The sequence below is a fragment of the Streptomyces sp. NPDC058279 genome (genome assembly GCF_042881255.1).
Lineage (GTDB): Bacteria > Actinomycetota > Actinomycetes > Streptomycetales > Streptomycetaceae > Streptomyces.
Map to the genome: position 1 here is coordinate 89,316 of NZ_JBHVYA010000015.1, position 18,474 is coordinate 107,789.

At 73.4% G+C, this 18,474-nt stretch carries 16 protein-coding genes; 7 read left to right on the top strand and 9 right to left on the bottom strand.

The features are described from left to right. Window positions 1-85: 85 nt before the first annotated feature. The gene (locus ACFVXJ_RS24445; protein ID WP_361307561.1) at window positions 86-598 is read right to left on the bottom strand and encodes a hypothetical protein; all 513 of its coding nucleotides are present in this window, start codon (window positions 596-598) and stop codon (window positions 86-88) included. A gap of 352 nt (window positions 599-950) precedes the next feature. Here ACFVXJ_RS24445 and ACFVXJ_RS24450 point away from each other — a divergent pair, with 352 nt between their 5' ends. Further along, window positions 951-1,616: a class F sortase gene (locus tag ACFVXJ_RS24450; protein WP_361307563.1), complete on the top strand. Its 666-nt coding sequence runs from the start codon at window positions 951-953 to the stop codon at window positions 1,614-1,616. Between the two features lie 52 nt (window positions 1,617-1,668). Here ACFVXJ_RS24450 and ACFVXJ_RS24455 read toward each other — a convergent pair whose 3' ends face one another. Together ACFVXJ_RS24455 and lysX are read right to left on the bottom strand one after the other, a co-directional pair. Next, window positions 1,669-2,580 (bottom strand): polysaccharide deacetylase family protein, encoded by a 912-nt coding sequence (locus tag ACFVXJ_RS24455; protein ID WP_389664690.1) that lies wholly within the window; start codon window positions 2,578-2,580, stop codon window positions 1,669-1,671. A gap of 141 nt (window positions 2,581-2,721) precedes the next feature. Beyond that, complete coding sequence (gene lysX / locus ACFVXJ_RS24460) at window positions 2,722-6,024, bottom strand: bifunctional lysylphosphatidylglycerol synthetase/lysine--tRNA ligase LysX (RefSeq protein WP_389664691.1); 3,303 nt, start codon at window positions 6,022-6,024, stop codon at window positions 2,722-2,724. A 59-nt stretch (window positions 6,025-6,083) separates the two neighbouring features. On the opposite strand from lysX, the gene ACFVXJ_RS24465 reads away from it, so the two are divergent. Next, window positions 6,084-6,545, top strand: coding sequence for a universal stress protein (locus ACFVXJ_RS24465; protein WP_389664693.1), 462 nt, complete (start codon window positions 6,084-6,086; stop codon window positions 6,543-6,545). Window positions 6,546-6,593: 48 nt separating this feature from the next. On the opposite strand, the gene ACFVXJ_RS24470 is transcribed toward ACFVXJ_RS24465, so the two are convergent. Continuing rightward, window positions 6,594-7,799, bottom strand: a complete 1,206-nt coding sequence (locus ACFVXJ_RS24470) for a CapA family protein (protein WP_389664695.1) — start codon at window positions 7,797-7,799, stop codon at window positions 6,594-6,596. Between the two features lie 379 nt (window positions 7,800-8,178). Between ACFVXJ_RS24470 and ACFVXJ_RS24475 the strand changes: the two genes are divergently transcribed. Both ACFVXJ_RS24475 and ACFVXJ_RS24480 read left to right on the top strand, forming a co-directional pair. Next, the gene (locus ACFVXJ_RS24475) at window positions 8,179-8,712 is read left to right on the top strand and encodes a sigma-70 family RNA polymerase sigma factor (protein WP_389664696.1); all 534 of its coding nucleotides are present in this window, start codon (window positions 8,179-8,181) and stop codon (window positions 8,710-8,712) included. Between the two features lie 217 nt (window positions 8,713-8,929). Then, window positions 8,930-9,454: a hypothetical protein gene (locus ACFVXJ_RS24480; RefSeq protein ID WP_389664698.1), complete on the top strand. Its 525-nt coding sequence runs from the start codon at window positions 8,930-8,932 to the stop codon at window positions 9,452-9,454. Between the two features lie 8 nt (window positions 9,455-9,462). Here ACFVXJ_RS24480 and ACFVXJ_RS24485 read toward each other — a convergent pair whose 3' ends face one another. The 4 genes from ACFVXJ_RS24485 to ACFVXJ_RS24500 form a co-directional block, all read right to left on the bottom strand. After that, the gene (locus ACFVXJ_RS24485) at window positions 9,463-9,864 is read right to left on the bottom strand and encodes a hypothetical protein (RefSeq protein ID WP_361307573.1); all 402 of its coding nucleotides are present in this window, start codon (window positions 9,862-9,864) and stop codon (window positions 9,463-9,465) included. 234 nt (window positions 9,865-10,098) lie between these two features. Continuing rightward, window positions 10,099-10,959, bottom strand: coding sequence for an Fpg/Nei family DNA glycosylase (locus tag ACFVXJ_RS24490; protein WP_389664700.1), 861 nt, complete (start codon window positions 10,957-10,959; stop codon window positions 10,099-10,101). Window positions 10,960-11,040: 81 nt separating this feature from the next. Further along, window positions 11,041-13,104: a SpoIIE family protein phosphatase gene (locus ACFVXJ_RS24495; protein ID WP_389664702.1), complete on the bottom strand. Its 2,064-nt coding sequence runs from the start codon at window positions 13,102-13,104 to the stop codon at window positions 11,041-11,043. A 7-nt stretch (window positions 13,105-13,111) separates the two neighbouring features. After that, window positions 13,112-14,374: a DUF6777 domain-containing protein gene (locus ACFVXJ_RS24500; protein ID WP_389664704.1), complete on the bottom strand. Its 1,263-nt coding sequence runs from the start codon at window positions 14,372-14,374 to the stop codon at window positions 13,112-13,114. Window positions 14,375-14,546: 172 nt separating this feature from the next. Between ACFVXJ_RS24500 and ACFVXJ_RS24505 the strand changes: the two genes are divergently transcribed. Genes ACFVXJ_RS24505 through ACFVXJ_RS24515 form a run of 3 tightly spaced genes read left to right on the top strand, consistent with a single transcriptional unit; the run spans window position 14,547 to window position 17,433 of the window. Then, complete coding sequence (locus ACFVXJ_RS24505) at window positions 14,547-15,443, top strand: YndJ family protein (protein WP_389664706.1); 897 nt, start codon at window positions 14,547-14,549, stop codon at window positions 15,441-15,443. Continuing rightward, window positions 15,440-15,982 carry a DUF1990 family protein gene (locus tag ACFVXJ_RS24510; RefSeq protein ID WP_389664708.1) on the top strand — a complete coding sequence of 181 codons (543 nt, stop codon included), beginning with the start codon at window positions 15,440-15,442 and terminating at the stop codon, window positions 15,980-15,982. The genes ACFVXJ_RS24505 and ACFVXJ_RS24510 overlap by 4 nt, the downstream gene beginning before the upstream one ends. A gap of 11 nt (window positions 15,983-15,993) precedes the next feature. Continuing rightward, on the top strand, window positions 15,994-17,433 hold the full coding sequence (locus ACFVXJ_RS24515) for a lipase maturation factor family protein (protein ID WP_389664710.1): 1,440 nt from the start codon (window positions 15,994-15,996) through the stop codon (window positions 17,431-17,433). On the opposite strand, the gene ACFVXJ_RS24520 is transcribed toward ACFVXJ_RS24515, so the two are convergent. Beyond that, window positions 17,419-18,402: an NAD-dependent epimerase/dehydratase family protein gene (locus tag ACFVXJ_RS24520; RefSeq protein WP_389664712.1), complete on the bottom strand. Its 984-nt coding sequence runs from the start codon at window positions 18,400-18,402 to the stop codon at window positions 17,419-17,421. The two genes, ACFVXJ_RS24515 and ACFVXJ_RS24520, sit on opposite strands and share 15 nt — an antisense overlap. Window positions 18,403-18,474 lie beyond the last annotated feature (72 nt).

Here is an 18,474-nt window from a genome sequence, read left to right on the forward strand (position 1 = left end):
GCGTGGCGGGAAACCGCACGCGCCCCGAGCCCTCGTCAGGACTCGGGGCGACCGCGGTACCGGGCGCACCGGGGAGGTCGGCCGGTCAGGCCCGGCTACCGATCGGGCGGCGACGGCGCATCACGTGGATGCCCGCGCCGAGGGCGGCCGCGGCGACGAGACCGGAACCGATGGCGGTCTCGGTGGTGGACGGGCCGAAGGAGCCGCCGAGTCCGCCTTGGGCGCCGTTGCCGTCGAGGATCGTGAAGCGGTGCGTGGCGACGAGGCTGCTGTCGTTGCACCGGACGGACAGCGTCTGGTGGCCGGGAGAGGCGTGGTTGAAGATGCGGACGGTCGCGAATCCGATGGAACCGGCCGACAGTCTGGTCTCGGGAAAGTTGCCGTGCGACCAGACCGTGCCGCCGTGGGTGCATCCGGCGGCGCTGACCTGCATCGTCGAGCCCTGGTGCACGGAGTAGGGGTTGACCGTGACGTTGCTGGGCCCGGTGCCGCCGCCCAGCGGTGGGCCGCCCGCCGGGTTCGCCGAGGCGAATGGTGCGCCGAGGGCGACGGCGGCGCAGGCCGCCGCGGTCACGGTGAGTGCGCGCAAAACACGCATGGTGGAACCTCCAGCGGGAAGCGCCCCGGAGCGGTCGCCCGGGATGATCGACGAGAACGCCTCCCATCACGAACCCTCGGGGCGGCTCGCAACCAGCGCATGTCCGACTTTGGGCCGCCCGGTTGAGCGACACGCCGGGCAGGTCGCAGCGTTTCTGACGGATCCGCAGGTCACGACCCGTCAGGCATTTATGTGACGATTACCTGGATGGGCGCACCCCTTCCGGCCGCACCACCCGTTCGCCCGCCCCCGATCGCCGTCCCGGCCGTGCGCGCTTAGCGTGCGTGACGTAGGGCTTACAGGGGAGGGACTGGAACGCGGGTCGGGACCCCCGCGTCGGGAAGGGAGAGCCATGACCGAGGACGAGGGTGAGCAGCGGCCGAGGAGGCGCTCCCCGTGGGGACCACTCGCACTGGTCCTGCTCACCGGCCTCGCCATGATGCGCAACGGCGTGAACCTGAACGAGGGTCCGCCGCAGCCCGCCGCCGCGGCGGCCGTCGCGGTACGGCCCGACCAGGCGGCGGTGGCGCCGCCGGCTCCGCCGCCGGACCTTGAGGTGCTGGAGCACTCGTCGGTGCAGCGCATCAGGATCCCCGCCATCAAGGTGGACGCGCCGGTGATGACGGTCGGGTTGGACGCGCAGGGCTTCATCGACGCGCCACCGCCGCAGGACCCGAACCTGGCCGGCTGGTACCTCAACGGGATCTCCCCGGGCCAGCAGGGCTCGGCGGTGATCGTGGGCCACGTGGACAACGCGCAGGGTCCGGCGGTCTTCTACGGCCTGGGCTCGCTCAACAAGGGCCAGCACATCGAGGTGGAGCGGTACGACGGGCGCACGGCGGTGTTCGAGGTGTACGGCGTGGAAGTGTTCTCGAAGGAGACCTTTCCCGGAGCCCGGGTGTACGGGGACACCGGCCACCCGGAACTCCGCGTGATCACCTGTGGCGGCGGCTACTCGAAGGGCCGGGGCTACGACGGCAACGTGGTCGTCTTCGCCCGGATGGTGGAGGCCCGCTGACACCGCCGGGGCGCCCCCGCCGCCGTGGGGCGGTCGGCGGTCCGGCGGTCCCTCAGTGGGCCCGGGCCGCGGGGAGGGTGGGGAGCGTCATCCGGTAGCCCTCGGCGAGCAGCCGGGGCAGGTACGTACCGAGCGCCTCGACGCTCTGGGAGCGGTTGCCGCCGGCGTCGTGGGACAGCACGATCACCCCGGGCGCGGCGCCTCCCAGGATGCGGGAGACGATGGTGGAGGTGCCCGGCTCGGTCCAGTCGAGGCTGTCCACGGTCCAGGCCAGGGGCTCCATGCCCAGTTCGGCGCCGATCTCGAAGGCGGCCCGGTTCCAGGCCCCGTAGGGCGCCCGGAACCACTGGGGCGCGGTGCCGACGGCGGCTTCCACGACGTCGCTGGTGCGGCCGATCTCGTCGGCCAGGTCGGGGCGGGTGAGGGTGGGGATGAGCGGGTGCGTCCAGGTGTGGTTGCCGATGACGTGGCCCTCGGCGGCCATTCGGCGCAGCAGGTCGCGGTTGTCGGTGGCCATCTCCCCGCAGACGAAGAACACGGCGCGGACCCCGTACCGGGCGAGGGTGTCGAGGATGCCGGGGGTGTAGCGAGGATCGGGCCCGTCGTCGAAGGTGAGGACCATCTGGCCGGACCGGCTCGCCTCGGGGGGCAGTTCCAGGATGGGGCGGGTACGGACGGCGGGCTTCACCGCGGGGGGCCGGGCCGGGGCCTCCGCCGTCATCGGGGTCAGCCGGTAGGTGTTCGGCGGAAGCCCCGCAGCGCGCGGGGCGGGGGCTCCCGGCGCCCCCCGACCGGTGGAGCCCGCGCCGCCGGGGCCGGGCGCGGGGCCGGTTCCGGCGGCGGCGCCGGGGGCCGGGGTGTCGCTCTCGCCGCCGGTGATCAGCGACGCGGCCGCCGCGACCCCGAGGAAGACGGCGGAGCGCAGGAGCACGCGCCGCCCTACTGTCGGCTCGTCATTTTTCATTCTCAACTGGTATCAATCACATCGGCTGAGTCGCCGGGAGGCGCGAAGGCGCCCGCCCCCCGTCACCCGCCCGGCGCAGGCCGGACCGGCCGCGGGGCCCGGGGCGGGCAAAGCGGGTGGGGCGGGGCGGGGCGGGAACCGTCAGCCGCGTCGTACGAGCGGGAACGGAAGCGTCTCGCGGATCGTCAGACCGGTGAGGAACATGACGAGGCGGTCCACGCCGATGCCCAGGCCCCCGGTCGGCGGCATCGCGTACTCCAGCGCGTCCAGGAAGTCGTTGTCGAGTTCCATCGCCTCGGGGTCGCCGCCCGCCGCCAGCAGTGACTGCGCGGTCAGCCGACGGCGCTGCTCCACGGGGTCGGTGAGCTCCGAGTAGGCGGTGCCCAGCTCGGTGCCGAAGGCGACCAGGTCCCAGCGTTCGGCCAGCCTGGGGTCCTTGCGGTGCTGCCGGGTCAGCGGGGAGACGTCGGTGGGGAAGTCCTTGTAGAAGGTGGGCAGCTCGGTCCGCTCCTCCACCAGCCGCTCGTACATCTCCAGCACGACGTCGCCCCGGGTGTCGTCGGGCGAGTGGGGGACCCCGGCCCGGTCGCACAGGCGGCGCAGCGCCCGCTCGTCGGTGTCGGCGTCGACCTCCTCGCCCAGCGCGTCGCCGATGGCCCCGTACACCGTCTTGACCGGCCAGTACCCGGAGATGTCGTGGACGACGACGGTGCCGTCGGCGTCGGTCTTGTGGGCGACGGGCGAGCCGAAGGCCGCGGTGGCGGCGCCCTGGATCAGCTCGCGCGTCAGGTCGAGCATGACGTCGTAGTCCGCGAACGCCTGGTACGCCTCCAGCATGGTGAACTCGGGGTTGTGCTTGTAGGAGACGCCTTCGTTGCGGAAGGTGCGGCCCATCTCGAAGACCTTCTCCATGCCGCCGACGCACAGCCGTTTCAGGTACAGCTCGGGGGCGATGCGCAGGTACAGGTCGAGGTCGTAGGCGTTGATGTGGGTGCGGAAGGGGCGGGCGTTGGCGCCGCCGTGGATCTGCTGGAGCATCGGGGTCTCGACCTCCAGGTAGCCGCGGTCCAGCAGCCCTTGGCGCAGTGCCTGCACGGCGACGGAGCGGGCCCGTACGACGTCGCGCGCGTCGGGGCTGGCGACCAGGTCGAGGTAGCGGCGCCGGACCCGGGCCTCCGGATCGGCGAGGCCCTTGCGCTTGTCGGGCAGGGGGCGCAGGCACTTGCCGGTGAGCTGCCAGGAGTGGACGACGACGGACAGCCGGCCGGTCTTGCTGGTGCCGACCTCGCCGGTGGCCACGACGTGGTCGCCGAAGTCGACCTGCGAGGTGAAGGCGTCCAGGACGTCCGGGCCCGCCTCGTCGCGGGTGAACATCAGCTGGGTGTCGCCGGTCCAGTCCCGCAGCACGGCGAAGACGACTCCGCCGAGGTCGCGTACGACCATCACCCGGCCCGCGAGGGTGACCTGTTCGCCGGTGCGGGTGCCGGGCGGGTAGCCCGGGTGAACCTCTTCGAGGCGGGCGACGGTGTGGGTGCGCTGCGGGATGCCGACCGGGTAGGGGTCGGTGCCGGAGGCCCGGATCCGGTCCAGTTTGGCGTGCCGTACCCGGACCTGCTCGGGCAGCCGTTCGGCCGCCGGGCGTGCGCCGGCCTCCCCCAGGAGGTCCAGGCCGAGGGAGTCGATGGAGGGCAGGCCCTCGGTGGTGGCGGGCGCGGTGAGGCCCTTGGGGTGGGCGTTGCCCCACAGTTTGCGCATGCTCGGTACGGAGACGAAGCCCTCGGCGATGCCTGAGGCCAGGCTGACCCGGGCGAGGGAGCCGGCGTCCTGGTAGCAGAGGAAGCGCGGGTACCACTCGGGGCCGTACTTGACGTTCGAGCGGTACAGCGCCTCCAGTTGCCACCAGCGGGAGAAGAACAGCAGCAGTCTGCGCCAGAGCCTGAGGACCGGCCCGGCGCCGATCCGGCCGCCCTCCTCGAAGGCCGAGCGGAAGACGGCGAAGTTGAGGGAGATCCGGCGCACGCCCAGCCCGGGCGCGGCGGCGCAGAGCTGGGCGACCATGAACTCCATGACGCCGTTGGGGGCGGCGCGGTCGCGGCGCATCAGGTCGAGGGAGATGCCGTCCTTGCCCCAGGGGACGAAGGACAGCAGGGCGATCAGCCGGCGCTCGGCGTCGAACGCCTCGACGAGGAGGCAGTCGCCGTCGGCCGGGTCGCCGAGCCGGTCCAGGGCCATGGAGAAGCCGCGTTCGGTCTCGGTGTCGCGCCAGGTGTCGGCCCGTTCGACGATGGTGTGCATCTCCTCCTCGGAGAGGGCGGAGTGGCGGCGGATGACCGTGGTGGCGCCCGTGCGCCGGACCCGGTTGACCGCTTGCCTGGTGACGCGCATGTCGCGGCCGTCGAGGTCGAAGTGGGCGACGTGCAGGATCGCCTCGTCGCCGAGTTGCAGGGCGCCGAGTCCGGAGCGGGCGTACGCGGTCGCGCCGTCCTCGGAGGCGCCCATGACGGCGGGCTGCCAGCCGTAGCGGCGGGCCACGGCCAGCCAGGCGTTGATGGCGGGGGTCCAGGCGGCGGGGTCGCCGACCGGGTCGCCGCTGGCCAGGCAGACCCCGGCCTCGACGCGGTAGGTGACGGCGGCCTTGCCGTTGGGCGCGAAGACGACGGCCTTGTCCCGCCGGGTCGCGAAGTAGCCGAGGGAGTCGGCGCGCCCGTACGCACCGAGGAGCGCGCGGATGCGGGGCTCCTCGTCCCCGTGCAGGGCGGCGGTCAGCCGTTGGGACCGGAACAGGGTCGCGGCGGCGTTCAGCAGGGCGATCGCGCCGAAGAGGCCGAGGACGAAGGACAGCGGGCGGGGCGGGCGGCCGTCGAAGCGGCGGTCGGAGAAGAGGCCGCCGAAGACCTCCTTGGCGGCCCAGTCGAGCCACTGGTCCTTGGGCAGCGTTCCGGGGAACAGGGCGACCAGGCCCCAGCCGGCGAGGACGGCGAGGAGCAGGCCCAGGCCGAGGACGAGCAGGGCCCGCCAGAAGGCGCCGGGCCGGGAGGCGGCGTAGAACTCGCGGCGGGCGGCGATCAGGAGCGCGAGGGCGGCGGCGGCGATGGCCAGGGAGACGCCGCCGACCCAGTACTCGTCGTCGGCGATGAACAGGACGTCGACGAGGATCAGCAAGGCCAGATAGGTGACGACGATCCACCAGGCGACCTTCTTGCGGGCGCCGAGGGCGGCGGCGAGCAGGAAGAGGAAGACGGCGTAGGCGAGGTTCGCGCTGACGGGGATGACGAAGTCGTCGAGGAAGCGCACGATGTGGCGCAGCAGGCGGCGCAGCACCGGGGAGAGCGACAGGAGGGCGCACAGCAGTCCGAGCGTTCCGAAGAACGCCCCGAACGCGTCGGGGACCCGGTTCAGGAAGCGGCTGCGGGTCCCCCGGGTCTGCTCCGCGGTGGCACTCATGGTTCGCACTGTAGGGAGGGCCGGGCCGGTCCGCGCGTCGACGGGATAATCTCGGGGGCGTGACGGAGCACGTGGGTACGGGATTCGAACGCGGTACGGACGGTCCGAAGGTGATCCTGGCCGGGATCGACGGTTCGGACTCCTCGCTGCGGGCCGCGGCGTACGCGGCGGGGCTGGCGCGGCGGCAGAACGCGCTGCTGGCGCTGGTGTACGTGCAGCCGGTGATGGCGGCCGGGGCCTCGTTGGGGGCGCCGGTGTCGGACACGACCGGTGAGATCGCGGAGGGCCTCGTCGCGGAGATCCGGGCGGCCGCCGAGCGCCTGAGGGGCATCTTCGAGGTGCACTGGCAGTTCCACACCTTCCGTGGCGATCCGTATGCCGGTCTGGTGAGCGCGGCGGAGGAGCTGAAGGCGGACGCGGTGGTGGTCGGGACGTCGGAGCAGGCCGGGCACCGGATCGTCGGCTCGGTGGCGGTCAGGCTGGTCAAGGCGGGCCGCTGGCCCGTCACGGTGGTGCCGTAACGGGCCGGGGGCGCTGGCGGCCGGACGGGCCGGACGCGGGGCGATTCGCTACTTGCCCATCGTGAGGCCGTCCTTCCCGGCGCCGCGGCTGAGGACGGCCTCGCCGATGGCGTCCCGGGCGGTTTCCCATTCCTCGTGGTCGGGGTGCTTGGCGAGGGCGTCGGGAAGGTTGACGACCCTCCAGGGCGACTCGTCGGTCATCTGCGGGACGAACTCGGCCTTGGTGACCCGCCAGCGCTGTCCCGCGGCGGCCGGCGGGGCGAAGGTGAATCGGCCGATCGAGCCGTAGTTGCCGCGCGCGTCCCGGGCGCCGGTGTCGTTGAACATCTCGCCCGCGACCTGGTCTCCCATGCCGTAGATGATCCAGGTCCCGTTGACCTTCTCGTAGGCCTGGGGGATGTGGGCGTGGGTGCCGAGGATCAGGTCGATGTCGGGGCGCCCGGCGGTCCGCGAGGCGGTCAGCGCCTTGCCGAGCGCCAGCTGGGTCTCGTCCGGCTCGGTCTGCCACTCGGTGCCCCAGTGCACGCTGACCAGGACCACGTCCGCGCCCGCCTTCCGGGCGGCCCGCGCGTCCGCGATGATCTTCTCCTGCTTCATCAGGTTGACGGCCCACGGTTGTCCCTCGGGCATCGGGTAGCCGTTCGTGTCGTACGTGTACGCGAGGTGCGCGACCTTGGCGGAACCGGCGCGGTAGCCGGTGACGGTGGCGGCCTCGGCGGCCGTACGGGCCGAGCCGGCGTGTTTGAGGCCGGCCTTGTCGAACGCGTCGAGGGTGCGCCGCACGCCGTCGGCGCCGTCGTCCAGGGTGTGGTTGGAGGCGGTGGAGCAACCGTCGTAGCCGGTGGCCTTCAGCGCGTCGGCGATCTCGGGCGGTGACTTGAAAGCCGGGTAGCCGGTGAAGGGGCCGCCGTCCTCGCCGTAGACGGTCTCCATGTGGCACAGGGCGAGGTCCGCGGCGGAGACCACCGGTTTGACCCCGGCGAACATCGGCCGGAAGTCGTAGCCGTCGCCCCCGGCGTCGGTGGCGCCCTGCCGGATGATCGAGGTGTGCGGGAGCACGTCGCCGCTCGCGACCAGGGTGAAGCTCTTGGCGCCGCCCGGGGCGGTGGCGGAGCCGCCGGTGGAGGACCCCGGGCCGTGGCTGCCGGCCATGCGCGCCGGGGCGGACCTCCCGCCGGCGGAGCAGGCGGCGGCCGTGGCGGACAGCAGGAGGGCCGACGCGAGGGCGAGGGCCTGGCGGGTGCGCTGGGTCATCTGTACCGGCTCTCGCTCGGAGGGACACCTGGGGACGCCGGAACGGCCGGGACGCACGGGACGTCGTGGAACGCCCGGACACCCGATTCCGGAGGATTCGTACGACTATCCGATGAGCTGAATTCACAGAAGACGACGCCACAAGTCAAGGAACGACGCGGCCCGACCCGCACGGTTCACCCCCGTGGCCGTTCGCCGCGCCGTTCGACCGTTCACCGTGCGGCGCGCCCGCCCACCGGAGGACCGGGGTGCTTGGGCGCAACGACGGCGCCGGACGGTTCCCGGGCCGCCCCGTGCAGGTCAGGGTGGATCCGTCGGACCCCGTACGGGCGCCGGGACGGTCCCCGGCAGACCCGGTGAACCGCGGAAGGAGCCGCTCGTGCCGCCCTCCCCCACCCTCCTGCGCACGGACCCCGAGGCGCTGGCCGAACTCCAGCGCGAGCACGGGCGGGCGCTGTTCGGATTCCTGGTCGGCCTGACGGCGGGGGACGCCCAGCGGGCCGAGGACCTCGTCCAGGAGACCCTGGTACGGGTCTGGCAGCACCCGGAGGTGTTGGCCGGCGGGCACGAATCCATGCGGCCGTGGTTGTTCACCGTCGCCCGTCGGCTCGCGATCGACGCCCGCCGGGCCCGCCTCTCTCGGCCGCAGGAGGTGAATCCGGACGGCCTGGAGCAGGCACCCGCGCCGCAGGACGCGGTGGCGGGCTCGGTGACCGCGATCGATGTCAGGCGGGCCGTGGGCAGCCTGGGGCAGGAGCACCGCGAGGTGTTGATGCAGGTCTACTTCCGGGACCGCTCGGTGGCCGAGGCCGCCGCGGAACTCGGCATTCCGGCCGGAACCGTCAAGTCCCGTACGTATTACGCGCTGCGCGCCCTGCGCAAGGGGCTCCAGGGCTACGGGCTCGGCGCCTGAGGTACCGTCAAGGCGGAGCGGAGGCGGCCGTCGGTGCGCCCGACCCGAGGCGGCACCCGGTCCGGAGAACGCCTCGAAGGGACACGGACCGGACACAAGCCGCGACAAAACCGGTGCCGGACCGTTCAAGTTGAGTAAACATCCTCCGCTCCGCGAGGCCCTCGGTGAAGGCTCGGGGCTGACGACGGGAAGCTCACGCGCGGGAGAAGGTGGAACGGTGCGGCCCGAAGGTACGAACGGCACCAGTGACGGTGGCGGCAGTGGGCTGGCGGTGCCCATGGCGTGGCTCTACGCGGAGTACATCGCCGACGAACTGCTGCGCACGGGCCGACTGATCCCCGTCAGCACGCTGGAGTTCCGCGCCGGCCGGGACACGCTCGCGCTGACCGTCTACCTCTCGGACGCGGCCGGTGAGCTCTCCGGGATCCGGGTGGTCTCCCAGCTCGACGAGTGGCTGTCGCTGACGGCCTACGGACACCCGTGGCGCGACTGGGTGGAGACCCGCTTCCTCCAGCTCGGCGAAGAAGCGCGGGAGGACGGGCGGGACGGGGACCCGGACCTGGAACTGGCCCGGGCGGCCTGGCGCTGGCTGGACCGCACGGAGCTGTTCGCGACCAACCTCGACCCGGGACGGCACGGCCACGCGGACACCCCGGTCGGCCTGGACGAGAACGCCCGCGTCTGGACGCCGGCCTGGCAACTGGGGCTGCCGCTCGGCCACTTGGCGATGCACCTGTTCTGATCGGCCGCTCAGGCGTCCGCGGTGCGGGACCCGGGCGCCTCGGCGGGGTCCGTCACCAGCCCGGTGAAATCGGCCTCGTTGCGCTCGGCCCGGGCCACGTACCAGCGGGCGATCAGCCACATCACCGGGTACACGAGCAGCCCCAACACCACCCACACCAGCGGGCCGGACGCCACCCGGGGCAGCAGGAACGCCACCGGCAGCGCGCCGACGAGCAGCGCGAGCACGGCCAGCGCCCGGAGCCCGGCCCGGAGTTGACTGCGCATCAGGGCCCTGACGTAGGTGGCACCGACGCTGGTCTGCTCGGAGATCTCCGACCGCGCCGGGGTGTGCGCGGGCGCCCTGCGCCGCGAGCCCCGGGGCACACCGGTGACGACCTCCCGCCGCGCCGCCTGCTGCTCCTCGGCCATGGTCCGGCAGTCTACGCACCCCACCCTCCCCGAGCGGCCCCGCCGACCGGAAGCGCCGGCCGGACAACCGGCCGCCTAGGCTGCCTTCCCATGAGCGCGACACCACGAGGAACCCCGCCGGCGTGCCGGAACCGCGACCGCGAAGTCACGCAGGGTGGGCGGGCCATGTGCCGCAGCGGCTGACGGCGGAGGAGTTCGAGGCGGTGTGGGACAGGGCCCGGCGCTACCTCGCGGCTACTTGAGGAGGCGGGAGAGGCGCCGGTCCGCGAGGGGCTTGCCGCCGGTCTGGCAGGTGGGGCAGTACTCCAGCGAGGAGTCGGCGAAGGACACCGAGCGGATGGTGTCCCCGCAGACCGGGCACGGCTCCCCGGCCCGGCCGTGGACCCGCAGCCCGCTCTTCTTCTCGGCCTTGAGCCGCCCCGCGGCCACCCCGTGGGCCCGCTCGACGGCCGCGCGCAGGGTGTCCCGTACGGCGTCGTGGAGGTGCGTCACCTGCTCCTCGTCGAAGGAGGCGGCCAGTTTGAACGGCGAGACCTTCGCGGCGTGCAGGATCTCGTCGCTGTAGGCGTTGCCGATGCCGGCGATGACGCTCTGATCGCGCAGGACCCCCTTGATCTGCCGCCGCTCCCCCGCCAGCAGGGCGGCGAACGCGGCCCGGTCGAAGTCGTCGGCGAGCGGGTCGGGCCCGAGCCGGGCGATGCCGGGGACCTCCCGGGGGTCGCGGACCACGTACACCGCGAGCCGCTTCTGGGTGCCCGCCTCGGTGAGGTCGAAGCCCGCGCCGCCCTCCAGTACGACGCGCAGCGCCAGCGGCCCCTTGCCCGGGCGCGGCGGCCCCGCGGGCAGGGTGTCCTGCCAGCGCAGCCAGCCGGCCCGGGCCAGGTGGGTGACGAGGTGGAGGTCGCCGATCCGCAGGGCGAGGAACTTCCCGTAGCGGGTGGTGGGCCCGGCGGTCTGCCCCTCCAGGGCGGTGAGCGGCGGGTCGTACGTCTTGAGCACGCTGACCGCGAGCGGGAGGACGCGTTCGACCACCCGCCCGGTCAGGTGCTCGTCGAGGAACTCCCGCAGGGCCTCGACTTCGGGCAGCTCCGGCATGCTCCCAGCGTGCCGCCACGCCGCGCGGAACGCGAGCCGTACCGCCGACGTCCACGAGACCGACGTCCACGAGACCGACGGCTACGAGAGGACGAACTCGCACCACACGCACTTGCCGCCGCCCCGGGGGTCCACGCCCCAGAGGTCCGCCAGCCGGTCCACGAGCATCAGGCCACGGCCCGAGACGCCCGACTCCCCCGCTTCCCGGCGTCGGGGCAGCGCGCTGGAGCGGTCCTCGACCTCCACCCGGAGCCGGCGCCGGGGGCCGGGCAGTACCCGGAGCGTCACGATGGCCGGGCCGTCGGTGTGCATGAGCGCGTTGACGATCAGCTCGTCGGCCACCAGTTCGATCTCGTCGGCCCGCTCCCCCGCCCCCCACGCGCGCACCGCCGCGCCGATCATGTGCCGGGCCGAGACCAGGGCCTCGGGGTCCGCCGGGGCCACGTGCTGTTGGAGCCGGCCGCCGCCCTGCGGCGCCTCGGGCACCTCGCGGCGCAGCAACAGCAGCGCCATGTCGTCGTCGCCGCCCCGCTCGTCGTTGACCCCGCACAGCACGTCCGCCAGCTTCTGGAGGTCCGCCGGGCCGCTCCGGATGAGGTCCGTCAGGTGTCCGATCCCCTGGTCGAGGTCCGTGCCCGGCTGCTCGACCAGGCCGTCCGTGCAGAGCAGAAGCGTTTCCCCAGGGCCCAGCTCCATCGTGGTGACCGGGTACTCCAGCCGGCCGAACTCCGCCGAGAGCCCCAGCGGCATTCCGCCCTCCGCCGTGACCCGGCGGCAGTCCCCGTCGCGGGTGCGCAGCAGCGGGTCGATGTGCCCGGCCCGTACCAGTTGGAGCACGCCGGTCGCGAGGTCGGCCTCTACGTAGGTGCAGGTCGCGAAGCGGTCGGTGTCCAGCTCGTGCAGGAACACCGAGGCCCGCGCCATGACGGTGGCCGGCGAGTGGCCCTCCGTCGCGTACGCGCGCAGCACGATGCGCAGCTGGCCCATCACCGCGGCCGCGTGGGTGTCGTGGCCCTGGACGTCGCCGATGACCGCCCCGACGCGGCCGCCCGGCAGCGGGATGACGTCGTACCAGTCGCCCCCGATCTCCTGGCCCATGCGCGCCGACCGGTAGCGGACGGCGATGTCCGCTCCGGCGACGGAGGGGATGCGCCGTGGCAGCATCGCCTGCTGGAGACCTTCGGCGAGGTCGTGTTCCTGTTCCAGCAGCATGGCCCGTTGCAGGCTCTGGGCGATGCTGCTGCCGAGGGCGACGAGCAGGTTCCGTTCCTCCTGCGTGAAGCCGTCCTTGTCCTGGTAGAGCAGTCCGATGGCGCCGATCGGGCGGGCCTGGGCGATCAGGGGCAGGTAGGCGGCCGCCGAGATGTCCATCGAGGAGATCTTCGCCCAGAGGTCGGGGTAGCCCTCGGCGAACTCCTTCGCGGAGTCGAGGAAGCGGGGCTGGAGGGAGCGGACGACCTCGCTCATCGGGTACTGCTCGTCGATGCGGGTGTAGCGGGTGCCGGGGATGAAACTGCCCTCCGGTCCTTCGGCCACCAGGTGGATGCGGCCGGCCTCGACGAGTCCCATGACCATGCCCATCGAGCCGAGCCGTTCCAGGCCGTGGGCGTCGCCGAGCGCGTCGATGACGTCCTGGACGGTCCGGGCGTGGGCGAGGGCGGCGGTGGTGCTCTCGACCACCGAGGTCTGGCGGCGGCGCTCCTCGTCCAGGCCGAGGCGTTCCGCCGAGTGGCCGAGCTCCTCGGTCGCGTCCCGGACGATGCCGATGATCCGGTACGGGCGGCCGTCGGGGCCGCGCATGACGCGGCCCTGGCTGTGGGTCCAGCGGAGGGTGCCGTCCTGGCAGCGGATGCGGAAGTAGGCGCCGTAGCTGTCCACGCCGCTCTTGAGGGCGCTGGAGACGAGCGCGTCGAGCCGGGTCGCCTCGGCGGGCGGTACGCGCCGGGCGAGGGATTCGGGGTGGCCGTCGTAGTCGGCGGGGCTCGTGTCGAACACGTCGAGGGCCGCCACGTCCATGTGCATGAGACCGGTGAGCAGGTCCCAGTCAAAACTGCCCATCCGGTTCAGCGAGAGCGACCGGTCCGGGTGCGCGGGCCAGTCGTCCGGGAGCGATACGGCGGTCGGCACCGGTCCACCATGACACACGGGCGGGTCAGGCGCTCTCCATGGAGGGGGCGGGGCCGAAGGGCTGCGGGGCGTCGGGCACGGCGTACGGGTCGGAGGGGGCGACGGGGTCGTATCCGTACGGGTCCGCCTGCTCGGGCGCCACGCCGTCGGGGCCCGTCGGCAGTCCGGGGTCGCCTGGAGGCGGCGCGGTGGGGTACGGGTCCGGCGGGAGGTCGAGGGTGCCGTCCGGCGGGATGTCCTGGGGCAGGCCTTGGGGGATGTCCTGGGGCACGTCCCGCGCGGGACCGTCCGGGAGGGCCGGGGTGAGCGGGGAGGGGGCGTCGGAGGGCGGTGCCGGCGGCTGCTTGGGCGGCGGTTGCGGGGGCCGGACCGGCCGGTTCTGCCCGGTCGGTCCCGTCGGGCGGGCCGGTTCGGACGGGCTGCCCGGCCCGGCGGGCCCCTCGGAGGTGAGGGGGCCGCTCGGGATGCTCTCGGCCGGGTCGTAGGGCGGCATCCCCTGGGGCGTCGTGTCCTGGGCGCCGTCGTCGCCGATCTTGCGCTCCAGCCAGGTGTTGTCGGCGAGGTTCACGAGCACGAGGTGGTCCAACTGTTGGACGGTCGGCTCGATGACGATGACCTGGTTGGCCTGGTAGCCGTTCCAGGGTTCCCCCTTGATCACCGGGTTCCCCTTGGGGGCGCGGGGCGCGGAGAGGGGGTTCCCGGAGCCGCAGCGCACGCGCGGCATGCCGTGGCCGTCGACGAGGACGGCCGTCCCGGCCTGGAGCACGGACTGGAAGGCACTGGCGCGGCCGTCCTGGAAGCCGTGACCGGTGACCCGGGTGTCGGCGCGCAGGACGACCGGTGTGAGGTCGCGCAGGAAGTCCCCGATCTTGTCCTGGTCGACGCCGGATGCCCCGGCGAAGGCACCCGCCTTGGCGTTGTCGGCGGTCAGCAGGCTCGACTGGTGTTCCACGTCGCAGCTTCCGAGCCGCTGGATGCCGCCGTACAGGCCCGGTGTGGCGGCGTTGACGGTGCGGATGCCCCGGCCGCTCTGGTTGGGCAGCGGGGGTTGGGCGGGGGCGGACTCACCGGTGGCGGTGGAGGTGGTGAAGGGGTCGGGCCCGGCGGAGCCGACGGGTTGGAGGTGGACCTCCTGGGTCTCCGGGCCCGGGGTGCTCACGGGCTCCTCCGAGCCACCGCAGGCGGTGGCGAGCAGGCCCAGCAGGCCGATGGCCGTGAAGAGCGGTGTCCGGGCCGGGGTATGACGGCGCGGCGCCTGACGGGATGTCGGTGCGTGCTCGTCGTTCAAGAGATTCTCCCTTTTCGCCCCGGTTGCTCCCTCTTGTCTGCCGCATCCTCGGCCGGCCCGCAACCGGAGCGCCGGAACCAGCCCTTGAACATGTTCAAGAGGACGCGTAAGGTCACGACCGTGACTTGAACGCGTTCAAGAATGTTCGACGCATCGACCCGCGGGAGTGGCCGTGACGGTACTCGTGAACCTGATCGTCACGCTGGGCATGCTCTACGTCGTCCCCACCGGCCTGCGCCTGATCGACCCGGCCGGGTTCCGCCGCACCGCCCGGCTCTGGCCCCTGCTCGCCGCCCCCGGGGCCGTGTGCCTGTGGCTGCCGCGCGGCGCCCCGGCCACGGTGCTCGCCGCGCTCTACGCGACGGCCGCCCTGGCCCTGGCGGCCGGCGGAGCGGCCCGGCTGGGTGTCCTCCCGGTGCGAACGCCGTCGCGCACCGGCGACCGCCTGCCGGCGCCGGCCGAGGCCGCCGTGCTCACCGCGCTCGTGTCCCCCGCCGTCGCCGGCAGTGCCCTGGTCGCGGAGCGTGCCGGGTACCGGCTCTTCGGCTTCGACCTCGATGTCTTGGAGCTGACCGTCCCGCACTTCCACTTCGCCGGGTTCACCGCCGCCCTGGTCGCCGGACTGGTGTGCCGGGCGGCCGAAGAGGGCCGCCCGCCCGGGGCCGCTCCCGGGCGCGGCGCGACCCTGGCCCGCTGGGCCGCGTACAGCGTGCCCACCGGGACGCTGCTGGTGCTGCTCGGCTACTTCATCGCCGACTGGGCCGAGCTGGTGGGCGCGGTGGTGCTGACCGCCGGGATGTGGGCGGTGGCCCTGACCACCTGGCGCTCGATCCGGCCGGGCGCCCGCGACCGCACCACCCGCACGCTTCTCGCCGGCTCCGCGGGGGTCCTGGTGGCCACGATGCTGCTCGCCCTGTGGTGGGCGACCGGCGAGGCCACCGGAATCACCCACCCCACCCTGACCTGGATGGCCGCGACCCACGGCCTCGGGAACGCGCTCGGCTTCGCCCTCTGCTCGCTCTTGGCCTGGCGCCGGCTCACCATGGACCGACAGGAGATGACCCGATGACCCGACTTCTCAGCACCGACCGTGACACCCTCAGCTACCCGGAAAGGGGCGCGACGGAGCGCCGCCCGCTGCCCGCCGGATACCACCACCTCCACCACCGCACCCGGATCGGACACGGCCCGGCCGTCTTCGCGGCGGCCGGGGCCGCGCTGACCACCTTCCGCGCCCACCGGGCCTCGGGCATGCGCGTCCTGGCGGAGCCGGGCGCCGTGCGGCCCGGCGCCCGGGTGACGGTCGGGATCGGCTTCGGCCCCCTGCGCGTCGACGCCCGCTGCCTGATCCTGCGGACCGCGTACGAGAGCGCACGTGTCGGCTTCGCCTACGGAACCCTGACGGGCCACCCCGAATCCGGCGAGGAGTCGTTCATGGTGCTCATGGACCCCGACGGCACGGTGTGGTTCGAGGTGACCGCTTTCAGCCGTCCCGCCCGCTGGTACACCCGCCTCGGCGGCCCGGTGGTCCCCTTCCTCCAGCTGAATTACGCCCGCCTGCTCGGCCGCACGCTGCGCAGGCTGGCGACCGCGGCCCCCGCCGCCTGATACTGGAGGGGATGGACTGGTTCACGGCGCCCGGCTACTGGTTGGGCCGGCTGGTCTTCCAGCGGGCCCTGGCCGGCGTCTACCTCTGCGCCTTCACCGCCGCGGCCCTCCAGTTCCGGGCGCTGATCGGGGAGCGCGGCATGCTCCCCGTGCCGCGGTACGTGCGCCATGTCCCCTTCCGCCGCGCCCCGAGCCTGTTCTCTTGGCGCTACTCCGACCGGCTCTTCGCCTGCTGCGCCTGGGCCGGCGCGGTACTGGCCGCGGCCCTCGCGGCGGGCGCCGGGGACACCGTGCCGCTGGGGGCGGCGATGGCGATGTGGGCGGTGCTGTGGCTGCTCTACCTGTCGATCGTGAACGTGGGGCAGACCTGGTACTCCTTCGGCTGGGAGTCGCTGCTGTTGGAGGTGGGGTTCCTCGCCGTCTTCCTCGGCAACGCGCGGACCGGGCCGCCCGTACTGGTGCTGTGGCTGCTGCGCTGGGTGGTGTTCCGCGTCGAGTTCGGCGCCGGGCTGATCAAGGTGCGCGGCGACGCCTGCTGGCGCAAGCTCACCTGCCTCTACTACCACCACGAGACGCAGCCGATGCCGGGGCCGCTGAGCTGGTTCTTCCACCACCTGCCGAAGCCGCTGCACCGGGTGGAGTGCGCGGCGAACCACGTGACCCAACTGGTCGTCCCCGTCCTGCTGTTCACCCCCCAGCCAGTCGCCTCGTACGCCGCCGGCATCATCGTCGCGACGCAGCTGTGGCTGGTCCTCTCGGGGAACTTCGCCTGGCTGAACTGGATCACGATCGCGCCCGCGCTCTGTGCCGTCGACTTCACGGGGCTCGCGGGGCCGCCGCCGGCCGCGGCCTTCCGTCCGGCGCCGCTCTGGTACACGGTCCTGGTCTGCGCGGTGACCGCGCTGGTGCTCGTCCTCAGCCGGCATCCGGTGGCCAACATGCTCTCGCGGCGCCAGGTGATGAACCGCTCCTTCGATTCCCTGCACCTGGTCAACACTTACGGGGCGTTCGGCACGGTCGGCCGGATCCGCGACGAGGTGGTGGTGGAGGGCACCGCCGAGCGGGTCCCCCGCACGGACGGCGACTGGCGCGAGTACGGCTTCAAGGGCAAACCCGGCGATCCGCGCCGACTGCCCCGCCAGTTCGCCCCCTACCACCTGCGGCTGGACTGGCTGATGTGGTTCGCGGCGCTCTCCCCCGGCTACGCGCGGGACTGGTTCGGTCCGTTCGCGGAACGACTGCTGGCGAACGACCGGGACACCCTGCGGTTGCTGCGCCACAACCCCTTCCCGGACGCGCCGCCGGTATACGTGCGGGCGAGGCTCTACCGCTACCGGTTCACCACCTGGCGCGAGCTGCGCGAGACCGGCGCGTGGTGGCACCGCAGGCTGCTCCGCGAGTACCTGCCGCCCACCCGTCTCGCGGAAGCGGCCTGGTCAGAGCCCGAGTAGCGCCGCTTCCCGGTCCGGTGAGACACCCTTCATCGGCCGGTCGGGGCGTTGCGGGGCGACCCCCCCGAGCGACCGGAGCCAGGCCCAGGTGTCGGCCACGGTCTCCTCGACCGGGCGGCATTCCAGGCCCGCGGCCAGGGCCTTCGTGACGTCCGCGCGACACATGAAGTCGTGGAGTTCGCCCGGCGGGAGCCAGCCGGGCAGTTCCGTCCACGGCTCGATGCCCGCGGCCTCGATCGCGGCCGGATCGGTCCAGCGGAGCTCCGCCCCGCCTCCGGTGACGCTCACGCAGGCGTCCAGCAGGCCGCCCATCGTGGCGTGCCCGGACGGCGAGACGAGGTTGAACGCGCCGCCGTGGCCGGCCGGGGCGGCCCGCAGGGTCCAGCGCGCGAGGTCGCGTACGTCGATGTACTGGAGCGGAAGGTCGCGCGGGCCCGGCGCGATCATCGGTCCGCCCCGGGCGGCGCGGCCCAGCCACCAGGGCAGCCGGCCGACGTTCTCGTACGGGCCGAGGATGAGACCGGCGCGCACGAGCAGGGCCCGTTCGCCGAAGGCGTCGAGGGCCGCCAGCTCACCACCCCGCTTGTCCTCGGCGTAGGCGGTGGCCGACGCGTCCGGCGAGCCCTCCACCAGCGGGCCGTCCTCGGCCAGGCCCACGGGGGCCGGGTAGCAGTACACGGAGCGGCTGGAGACGTACGCGTACCGTCCGGCCCGGCCGGCGAGCAGCCGGGCGCTGTCGCGGACGGCGGTGGGGGCCCCGCCCCAGGTGTCGACGACGAGGTCCCACTCCCCCGCGGCGAGCGCGGCCAGGCCGTCGGGGGCGGTGCGGTCCCCGTGCAGGGCGGTGGTGCCCGGCGGGGGTGCGTGGTGCCCCCGGTGGAAGACGGTGACGTCCCAGCCCAGATCCGCGGCCTCTTCGGTGATGGCGCGTCCGACGAATTCGGTGCCGCCCAGCATCAGCAGTCTCATGCCGGTCAGCCTGCCCGCCGGGGCCCGGGGCCGGAACCCTTGATCGCCCTCAGCGATGACGCCCAGGGCGTA